Origin of the sequence: Mesorhizobium sp. M7A.F.Ca.ET.027.02.1.1, assembly GCF_004022985.1 — a bacterium.
Classification (GTDB): domain Bacteria; phylum Pseudomonadota; class Alphaproteobacteria; order Rhizobiales; family Rhizobiaceae; genus Mesorhizobium.
The window spans coordinates 1-7,220 of the sequence record NZ_RZOL01000321.1; the positions used below are offsets into that span (position 1 = coordinate 1).

Consider the following 7,220-nt stretch of genomic DNA (forward strand, 5'->3'; position numbering starts at 1 on the left):
CCGGTGGCCGAGCGGTTCGGCATCGCGTCGCGGCTCGACCGCTGGATCATCCGCACCGCGCTGTCGCGGCATGGTGCCGCCTTGCGTTCGGGGGCGTTGACGCTTGGCTTCAATCTGTCGGCGCAGACGCTGAGCGACCCGCAGCTTTGGGACTTCGTGGACAACGTCATAGAAGAAACCGGGGCGCCGCATTCGGGCATCGGCTTCGAGATCACCGAAACCGCCGCCGTCACCAATTTCGACGCGGCCGAACAGTTTGTGCGCAAGGCGCGCGAGCGGCACTGCCGGGTCAGCCTCGATGATTTCGGCGCCGGTATGAGCTCGTTCGAATATCTCCGGCGGTTCCCCGTCGACACGATCAAGATCGACGGTTCCTTCATCGAACACATCACGCAAAGCCGTTTCGACCGCGAGATCGTGCTGGCCATCACCAGCATCGCCCGCAGCCTCGGCTGTGACGTGGTCGGCGAGAAGATCGAACAGCAGGACACGCTGGCCATGTTGAGCGACATGGGCGTCGCCTTCGGCCAGGGATTTTTGCTGCACCGGCCAGAGCCGCTGGAACGAATTGTCGCGCGTGCGACCAAGGGAGCGACGGCCCGCAAGGCATCGTGATCCGGGTGCGGCGAGTTTCAGGCCAGGCCGAACTGACCTGAAACTCGCCGCATTCTATCCGGTTCGGCGCGCCGTCGATTGCGGAAACTCCAGCACTCCAGCCTCGGGTCGCCTGTGCTGCGCCTCCGTCACCGCTTCGATCAACAGATCGAGCGCTTCACAGGCCGCGCGACTCGTCTCGTCGTTGCCTTGCAGATAATGATAGGCGCGTTCGAGGTGGATGCGGGCGGCTGAAAAATCGCTGGTCAATGGTCCCTCCATGATCCCGCCCTAGAAGACCTTGCCGGAGACGAGGGAACGCCGGGTAAATATCCACAAGCGGCTTTTATTCAAATGCCGCCGAATGTTGCGGGGAGGCGCGCGGCGTTGATGCTGCCGATCTCCCCGTGTGGGGGAGATGTCCGGCAGGACAGAGGGGGGCGCTGTCCTGCCGACCTGAACAATCAGATTTTCGATCTGTTTCGCAGCCTGCACGCTTGATGAAATGAAGTTGTAGATCAGAGAGGCTGGAGATCTGTCACGCCCCCCTCTGCCCTGCCGGGCATCTCCCCCACGAGGGGGGAGATTGGCGGCTTCACCGCCGCGTGATTAGACTGTCAATGCGCAAGGTGAGACCGATGATCGTCCAGGCCTGCATCAACGGCGCGCGCGTGCGCGATTTCCACCCGAAGCTGCCGCTGACTGCCGAGGCAATGGCCAACGATGCGGCAGCCTGCGTCGCCGCTGGAGCGGCCGAACTGCACATCCATCCGCGCGGCACTGACGGGCGCGAAAGCCTGGCAGCCGTCGACGCCACCGTGCTGGCGGTGCGCCGGACCTGCCCGGGAACACTGGTCGGCGTGTCGACCGGCGCCTGGATCGAGAACGACGTCGAGCGGACCCGCACGGCGATCGCCGGCTGGCGAGACCTGCCTGACTATGCTTCGGTCAACCTGTCCGAAGCGGATGCGCCCGCCGTGATGGAACTGCTGCGCCAGCGTGGTGTCGGCATCGAGGCGGGGCTTGCCGTTGTCGCCGATGCCGAGCGCTTCGTAGCGCTTCCCGGCCACGACCAGGTGCTGCGCATTCTGATCGAGATCGACATCCCGGACCTGTCCGCTGCACTCGACGAAGCGCCTGGCATCGTCGCCGTGCTCGAGCGCGCCGGGGTACGGCGGCCGATCCTGCTGCATGGCGTTGATGCAACTGTCTGGCCCTTCGTCAAACTTGCGCATCGCAAGCGTTGGTCGACACGGGTCGGTCTGGAAGACGGCAAGACGCTCGCCGATGGCAGGGCAGCCAAGGACAATGCGGAAATCGTCGCGGCGGCCGTTACGATTTTTCGCGGTGCGCCTGCGGTCTGATCGACGCCTCAGTCCTGTCCGCCGACCGGTGCGCGGCAGCGCATCGGTGAGCAGGAATTCCTTCGATCATGCCGGCGACGGGCGCGCGTAGATGCTCGCCGTTGCTCAGGCCGCCCGGGCGGCGATGTCTGGGTGGCGGCAGCAGGTTCGCCGACACGAGGACCGCTTCCTGCATCGGCTGACGAAGAAAGAGCGCGCAACGCTGCTGCGCCTCTTGCGCCTGATCTGGACGGACGAAGGCTGGAGGGCGCCTTTTCAAGTAGACATTTTGGCGATTGCTCAAAAAATCTTATCGATTACAGTCAAACCGTTGAGCAAGATTTTGCGCAACTGCCTTACATAGGGGGCGAGTCGATCGGATCGGTTCTGAAGCTGCTTTGGCTTTCCTGGCGAGAGCTGACCTGCGTTGCCGCCTTGCTGGCACTGGCAGGGTGTGGCGCGGCTGACGTAAACTTTGCCGACTGCGTTGGCCAAGTCGCCGGTAGCGCTCGGCAAATGGAGGCCTGCACATACGTCATCGACGATGCGGCCAGACGCGTTGATGAGCGCAGCACCGCTTACCTCAGGCGCGGCGCTGGCTGGAGTGTGAAGGGCGACGATGGCCGCGCAATCGCCGATATCGATCAGGCAATCCGCCTCGAACCCGCGCAGGTCGACGCCTACTTGAATCGGGGCCTGATCGAGGTCCACAAAGATGATTTCGACCAGGCTATGGCCGATTTCGAGAAGGCGATCGGCATCGATCCAAAACGCGCCGACGCCTACAACGGTCGAGGCTATGCCTGGTTCAGAAAAGGCGACAATGATCGTGCTCTTGCCGACTACACCAAGGCGCTCGATCTCGACCCGAAACGAGTCGAAACCTACAACAACCGGGGTGCCGCATTTGCGGCCAAGGGCGACTTGGATCGCGCTATGGCCGATTTCGATCAGGCCATTGGCCTCGACCCCAAGTTTGCGAGTGCTTACTACAATCGAGCGATGGCATGGATTGCCAAGGGCGACTATGACCATGCCATGGCCGACAGCGACCAGGCGGTCAGCCTCCATCCGAGTGCAGATGCCTACACCAATCGAGGTCTGATTTGGGCGACCAAAGGCGATTACGACCGCGCCATGGCCGACTACGACCAAGCCATGGCTCTCGATCCGAAGTACGCGGGCGCTTACTACAATCGAGGCCTGCTATGGTCGCAAAAGGGCAAGCAGGACCGTGCGATGGCCGACTACACCAAGGCAATAGAAGTTGATCCGAAATATCTCCGTGCTTACGTCAATCGAGGCGTGATTTTGGTGGATAAGGGCCAATACGACCGCGCCATCGTCGATTACGATAAGGCCATCACTCTCGATCCGAAATTAGGCATTGCCTACTACAACAGGGGCCGGGCCTGGTTTGCAAAGCACGACTACGACCGAACCATCGCGGACTATAGCCGGGCAATTACGCTCGGTCCGAAAGACAGCGCTGCTTACGGCAACCGCGGCCTGGCCTGGCATAGGAAGGGCAATGATGATCGCGCCATCGCCGACTACGACAAGGCGATTGGCCTCGATCCCAAAGATGCCAAATTCTATCTCGGTCGAGGCGAGATTTGGCATAGGAAGGGCAATTACGACCGCGCCTTGGATGACTATAACCACGTCATCGATCTGGATCCGGCGTCCGAAGATTACGGCAACCGAGCCATGGTATTGTGGGCAAAGGGGGACTATGCCCGCGCCATCGCTGACTATGACAAGGCGACCAGTATCGATCCGAAATATGCCTATGCCTTTCTGGGTCGGGGCATCGTCTATTTGTATTCGGACACGCCTGCCAAGGCGCAGGTGGACTTCGAGCAAGGGGCGGGGCTGGCGCCCGACAACGCCTATTTTGCGATCTGGCTGGACATCGTGGAGCGGCGCAACGGAGCGGCGGGCCATTTGCAGGATGCAATTGGCAAGCTCGACATGACGAAGTGGCCGGCGCCGGTGGTTCGCATGCTGCTCGGCGAGAAGACGCCGGCCGAAACGCTCGCCGCCGCCGATGATCCGGACGCGGCTACGAAAACCGGACAGGTGTGCGAGGCCAATTTCTACACTGCCGAACTCAGCCAACTCCATGCATATAACGATGAAGCTTTGCGGCTTTACCGGCTCGCCGCCAGCGATTGCCCGAAGGATTTCTATGAAAGCATCGCCGCCAACGCCGCGCTTCGCGCTCTGGCGCCATGAGGCGAATGTAGCGGCGCAGAATAGGCCCTACCCTTCATCCAAGAGCTATCCTGATCGCCTTATCGACCACCGGATGGAGGCCACTGGCCTGGAAGGACAGCCGGTTGCCGGAGCCGACATTGCTGGTCATGGCGATGGTCAGGCCGGACAGCGGGTCGTGCAGCATCACGGCGACGTAGCCGGGGATGCTGCCCTGATGGCCGTAGAAGGCGCGGTTGGCGTAGGCGCTCTGGAACATGCCGGCACCGGTTTCGCGCATGCGGGTGCCCGGAAAACTCGCCGGGACGCGATGTTCGAACATTTCGTCGAAGAAGGGCGGCGACAGCAGCTTTCCGGAAAAGAGACCGCGCGTGAAGGCCACCATATCCGACGGCGTCGACACCATGTCGCCGCAGCCATAAGCGGCGCCGAACGGGAAGGAATCGGAGGAATCCTGCAAGTCGTCGGAGTAGGGCAGCACGCCGTCCATGCGCCACATCTCGCCGCCCGAGGCGATATCGGCGGGCGCATTCGCCGCCGGCGGCGGCCGGTGGTAATAGCCGCGCACCATCGATTTCTCCGGAAAGGCCTCGGTTGCCGGCGACCAAGTATTCTCCAGGCCGAGCGGGTGCAGCACCGCGCTTCTGACATAGCCGCCCAGCGACTGGCCGGTGACAGCCTCGATCACCATGCCGGCCAGCACATAGCCGGTGTTGTTGTAGACGGCGGGCCCGCCTGGCGCCTTCTGCTTGTCGGAAACGAAGGCTATGTCGACCAGCTGTTGCGGCGTCCATTGCCGGCTCGGATCCATCGGAATGTAATATTCGAACTCCGGCAGGCCGCTGCGGTGGTTGATCAGCTGGCGCACCGAAATGTCTTTTGCTCCTGGGAGGTCGGGAAACCAGGAGGCGATCGGTGCGCCGAGCTCGAGCTTGCCGTCCTGAGCGAGCTTGACCAATGCGGCGGCGACGAAGGTCTTGGTGCAACTGCCGATCTTGAACAGGCGGTCGGGCGAGACGGCAACGCCATGCTCCCGGTCGGCGAGGCCGGCAGTGATGGCGGTTGGTGCGGCGCCAGTGGAGTATGCGAGTGATGCGCCCACCGCGCCATCGGTGAGATAGGCTTTGAGGAGAGCGTTGAGGTCTTCACGCATGGATTCTGCTTTCGCCGCCAAATTACTGGTTTTATTCATGTCGGTGCGTCCCCCGGCCGGGCCCGAGGGCAGGGTCGCCAAGCTTCACTCCGCCATATCGACAGCGGCAAAGTTCTGCCGGCCGAAGGGGTCGAGCACGTAGTTGAGCACGCTCTTGCGGATCGGGATCGCCACCACCGAATGGGCGATCGGCGCCACCGGCACCTCGACCTTCAGGATCGCTTGCGCCCTGGCGTAGATGTCGGCGCGCTGTTTCGGATCGGCGGCGACGCGACCGTCCTGCAGCAGCTTCTCGAAGGCCGGATCGCACCAGCGCGAGCGGTTGGAGCCGCCCTTCACGCCGTCGCAGGACAGCAGGTAGCTCAGCATGTTGTCGGGGTCGCCATTGTCGCTGCTGCCGCCGAGCAGATAGGCGTCCTGTTCGCCCGCCGCGGTGCGCTTGAGATATTCGCCCCATTCAAAGCTGACGATCTCGGCATTGACGCCGACTTTCGCCCAGTCGGCCTGGATCATCTCGGCCATGCGCTTGGCATTGGGATTGTAGGGCCGCGATACCGGCATCGCCCACAGGCTGATCTTCAGGTCGCTCTCGTGGCCGGCTTCCTTCAGCAGCGCCTTCGCGCCATCCGGGTCATAGTCGATGCCGGCGTCGGTGACGGCCCCGATCTGCGCCGGCGGCACGACGCTGCCGGCGACCGTGCCGGCGCCGGCATAGACGGCGTCGACGATCGCCTTGCGGTCGACGGCCTTGGCCAGCGCCATGCGCACGCGCACATCGCCGAGCGGCTGGTGTTCGACATTGAAGCCGAGAATGCCGATGTTCTGGCCCTTAAGGTCGAGCACGGTGATGTCGGGGTCGGTGCGCAAATCGGCGACGGCGCTTGGCGGCGGCGGGGCGGCGACCTGGCACTCATTGGCCTTGAGACGCTCGACGCGCGTGGTCGGTTCGGGCGTGACGGCGAACACCAGCGTGTCGATCTTCGGCGCGCCGCGCCAGTAATCCTTGTTGGCGGCGTAGCGGATCTGGCTGTCGGGCACATAGGCCTGCAGCACGAACGGGCCGGTGCCGACGGGCTCGCTATCGATCAGTTCCGGCGTGCCGGCGGCGACCATCTTTTCGGTCTGCTCCAACGACAGGATAGAGAGATAGTCGAGCGCAATGCCGGGCAGGAAGGTGACGTGGCCGCCGTCAGGGAGAAGCGCACGGTGTGGTCGTCAACCTTGTCGATCTTGTCGATCAGCGAGCCCATGCCCAGTGCGTTGAAGTACTCGTAAGCGCCGCCGCCGAGCTTGTGGTAGGGATTGCTGGCGTCGCGCTGGCGGTTGAAGGTGTACAGCACGTCGTCGGCATTGAACTCGCGCGACGGTGTAAAGTGGTCGTTCGACTGGAATTTCACGCCGTGGCGTAGGTGGAACGTGTAGATCTTGCCGTCGGCTGAGACCTCCCAGCTTTCGGCCAGCGCCGGCCCGACCTCGGTCGTGCCAGGCTTGAACTCGACCAGCCGGTTGAAGATCGTCTTGGCGGCGGCATCCATGGTGGAGTCCGCCGTGCCGATCGCCGGGTTGAAGGTTTCGGGATTGGCTTCCGAGCAATAGACCAGGGTTTTGGCGTAGGCCTGTCCGCCAAGAAGGACGGACGAGGCCAGTAAGGACGAGGTAAGGACTGCGCGCAGAACGGATTTCATCGCAAACGCTCCTGATGACACTTTACGGGTTGAGGGAATGGGCAGGCCGGTGAAGTTCATGGCGTCGCCGCCGGGGTGATGAAACGGTCGGGCGCAAGCGCGGCGGAGGTGATGCCGCGTGCCGTGAGATCGTCCGGCAGCGGTTGGCCGCGCAGCAGCGCCGAACCCAGCCGCGCCAGCGTCAGCGACACCTGGAAACCGTAGCCGCCCTGGCCGCCGAGCCAGAAG

General features: G+C 63.1%; 7 protein-coding genes. 3 read left to right on the forward strand and 4 right to left on the reverse strand.

Annotated elements, in window-relative coordinates:
- The coding region (locus EN749_RS26670) for an EAL domain-containing protein (RefSeq protein ID WP_145991014.1) at nucleotides 1-615 on the forward strand (615 nt) is incomplete at its 5' end.
- Nucleotides 616-669: 54 nt separating this feature from the next.
- Here EN749_RS26670 and EN749_RS26675 read toward each other — a convergent pair.
- Nucleotides 670-864 (reverse strand): hypothetical protein, encoded by a 195-nt coding sequence (locus EN749_RS26675; RefSeq protein WP_164748793.1) that lies wholly within the window; start codon nucleotides 862-864, stop codon nucleotides 670-672.
- 368 nt (nucleotides 865-1,232) lie between these two features.
- Between EN749_RS26675 and EN749_RS26685 the strand changes: the two genes are divergently transcribed.
- Entirely contained in the window at nucleotides 1,233-1,958 is a 726-nt protein-coding gene (locus tag EN749_RS26685; RefSeq protein ID WP_127809837.1) for a 3-keto-5-aminohexanoate cleavage protein, read from the forward strand.
- Between the two features lie 132 nt (nucleotides 1,959-2,090).
- On the forward strand, nucleotides 2,091-4,175 hold the full coding sequence (locus EN749_RS26695) for a tetratricopeptide repeat protein (RefSeq protein ID WP_189367713.1): 2,085 nt from the start codon (nucleotides 2,091-2,093) through the stop codon (nucleotides 4,173-4,175).
- Between the two features lie 34 nt (nucleotides 4,176-4,209).
- Here the strand turns inward: EN749_RS26695 and EN749_RS26700 are convergent, their stop codons facing one another.
- The 3 genes from EN749_RS26700 to EN749_RS39640 all read right to left on the reverse strand — a co-directional run bounded on the left by EN749_RS26700 (nucleotide 4,210) and on the right by EN749_RS39640 (nucleotide 6,992).
- Nucleotides 4,210-5,307 (reverse strand): serine hydrolase domain-containing protein, encoded by a 1,098-nt coding sequence (locus EN749_RS26700; RefSeq protein ID WP_128364295.1) that lies wholly within the window; start codon nucleotides 5,305-5,307, stop codon nucleotides 4,210-4,212.
- Between the two features lie 84 nt (nucleotides 5,308-5,391).
- Entirely contained in the window at nucleotides 5,392-6,420 is a 1,029-nt protein-coding gene (locus EN749_RS39635) for an ABC transporter substrate-binding protein (protein WP_348629379.1), read from the reverse strand.
- Complete coding sequence (locus tag EN749_RS39640) at nucleotides 6,393-6,992, reverse strand: ABC transporter substrate-binding protein (RefSeq protein WP_348629380.1); 600 nt, start codon at nucleotides 6,990-6,992, stop codon at nucleotides 6,393-6,395. Before EN749_RS39640 ends, EN749_RS39635 begins: the two co-directional genes overlap by 28 nt.
- Between the last annotated feature and the right edge of the window lie 228 nt (nucleotides 6,993-7,220).